Annotated in this window: 1 protein-coding gene; it reads right to left on the bottom strand. The window is 44.6% G+C overall.

Going from position 1 to position 511, the window contains the following annotated elements:
- Positions 1-511, bottom strand: a 511-nt coding sequence (locus tag E2R51_RS20610; protein ID WP_133378741.1) for an IS3 family transposase, incomplete at both ends; no start/stop codon positions are given.

Raw genomic sequence — 511 nt, 5'->3', positions numbered from 1 at the left:
AATGAACGATTAGCCCTTTGCTTGGACGTTTATTCTTGATGGCCATATTTAGTGCTTTGCAAACTAAATCTGCGGTCATACGCTTGTTAATAGCGTAACCGACAAGCTCTTTGGTGTATAAGTCTTTGACCCCTGCTAAGTACAGCCAACCCTCATTCGTCCAGATATAGGTAATGTCGCTGACCCACGACTCGTTAGGGCGCTTAGCATCAAACTTCTGATCCAGTACGTTTGGATAGACCAGCTTGTTGTGATTGGAGTCGGTGGTGACTTTAAAGCGCTTATGACTACGACATTTAATGCCGTGTTGCTCTTTGATGCTTCTTACCATATACAGGCTAATGTTATGGCCTTGCTCGCTTAGATGAGCATGCAGTCGATCTGCGCCATAACGTTCTTTCGTTTCATTGTGAGCCGCTTTAACCAGTAATTCAGACTGGTTGCGATGTATCTGTTGGTCGCTGAGATCACGACTTAGCCAGTCGTAATAGCTTGATGGCTTAACCCTTAA

This window comes from Jeotgalibacillus sp. S-D1 (assembly GCF_004358665.1).
Classification (GTDB): domain Bacteria; phylum Bacillota; class Bacilli; order Bacillales; family Jeotgalibacillaceae; genus Jeotgalibacillus.
Note: the sequence above shows the minus strand (reverse complement) of the source record. Positions and strands in the feature narration are given on the sequence as shown.